1 protein-coding gene is annotated in these 1919 nt (G+C 64.4%); it reads left to right on the top strand.

What is annotated here, in order from left to right; genetic code table 11:
* Window positions 1-1919: conjugal transfer protein TrbE (trbE, locus tag BGN95_RS05675; RefSeq protein WP_286771911.1), on the top strand; the 1919-nt coding region annotated here is incomplete at both ends.

The raw sequence follows: 1919 nt of genomic DNA on the forward strand, positions 1-1919 counted from the left end.
GGCCTGATCTGGATTCGGCGGTGCCCGCCGAACTGGTCGCGGTGGCGGGACGATTGAACAACGCCTTCCGTCGTCTCGGCTCAGGATGGGCGATCTTCGTCGAAGCACAGCGCCACGTCTCCAATCGCTATCCCGAAAGCCGGTTTCCGGATTCGGCCTCTGCGCTGGTCGATGCCGAACGCAAGGCCGACTTTGAAGAAGCCGGAGCGCATTTCGAGTCGAGCTATTTCCTGACCTTCACCTATCTGCCACCGGCCGAAGATGCCGCGCGCGCCGAAAGCTGGCTCTATGAAGGCCGCGACCAGAAGGGACTCGATCCCCGCGAGGCTCTGACCGGCTTCGCCGATCGCACCGATCGCATCCTGCGCCTCGTCGAAACCTTCATGCCGGAATGCGCCTGGCTCAATGATGCCGAGACGCTGACCTATCTGCACGCCTGCGTCTCGACCAAGAGGCACCGCGTGCGCGTGCCTGAAACGCCGATATATCTGGATGCACTGCTCGCCGATCAGCCGCTCACCGGCGGCCTCGAACCCCGGCTCGGCAACCAGCATCTGCGCATACTGACCATCACCGGCTTTCCGACCGCGACCACGCCCGGCCTGCTCGACGAGCTGAATCGATTGGCGTTTCCGTATCGGTGGAGCACACGCGCGATCCTGCTCGACAAGACCGACGCCACCAAGCTCCTCACCAAAATCCGCCGCCAATGGTTCGCCAAGCGCAAGTCCGTCGCGGCGATCCTGAAAGAGGTGATGACCAACGAGGCGTCGGCTCTGGTCGATACCGATGCCTCGAACAAGGCGGCGGACGCCGACCTGGCGCTACAGGAACTCGGCGCGGACTATGCCGGCATCGCCTATGTCACCGCCACGGTGACGGTGTGGGATGCCGATCCACGCACCGCCGACGAAAAGCTGCGCCTGGTCGAGAAAGTCATCCAAGGCCGTGACTTCACCGCCATGCCCGAGACCATCAATGCGGTAGACGCCTGGCTCGGCAGCTTGCCGGGGCATGTCTATGCCAATGTCCGCCAGCCGCCGGTCTCGACGCTCAATCTCGCCCACATGATACCCTTGTCAGCGGTGTGGGCGGGGCCGGAACGGGACGAACATTTTGCAGCCCCCCCGCTGCTCTTCGGCAAGACCGAAGGTTCGACCCCGTTCCGGTTTTCCCTCCATGTCGGCGATGTCGGCCACACCCTGATCGTCGGCCCGACCGGCGCCGGCAAATCCGTGCTGCTGGCCCTGATGGCCTTGCAGTTCCGCCGTTATCTCGGCGCGCAGGTGTTCGCCTTCGACTTCGGCGGTTCGATCCGCGCCGCAGCACTCGCCATGCGCGGCGACTGGCACGATCTCGGTGGCGGTTTGACGGAAGGTAGCGCTGCGAGCGTATCGCTACAACCGTTGGCCCGCGTCGATGACACGGCCGAACGGGCTTGGGCAGCCGACTGGATCGTCGCCATCCTGATGCGCGAGGGCATGCCGATCAGCCCGGAGGTGAAGGAACATATCTGGACGGCGCTGACCTCGCTCGCCTCCGCGCCGATCGAAGAACGCACCATCACCGGCCTTTGCGTCCTCCTCCAGTCCAACGATCTGAAGCAGGCGTTGCGCTCGTACTGCATCGGCGGCCCTTACGGTCGGCTGCTCGACGCCGAGAGCGAACATCTCGGCACTGCGACGGTGCAAGCGTTCGAGACCGAAGGGCTGATCGGCACGGAAGCGGCGCCGGCGGTGCTCGCCTATCTGTTCCACCGCATCGAAGACCGGCTCGATGGCTCGCCGACGCTCATCATCGTCGATGAAGGCTGGCTCGCCCTTGATGACGAGGGTTTCGCCGGCCAACTCCGCGAATGGCTGAAGACGCTGCGCAAGAAGAACGCCTCCGTCATTTTCGCCACGCAGTCGCTCAGCGAC

Origin of the sequence: Sphingomonas sp. 66-10 (assembly GCF_001897045.1) — a bacterium.
Lineage (GTDB): Bacteria > Pseudomonadota > Alphaproteobacteria > Sphingomonadales > Sphingomonadaceae > Sphingomonas > Sphingomonas lycopersici.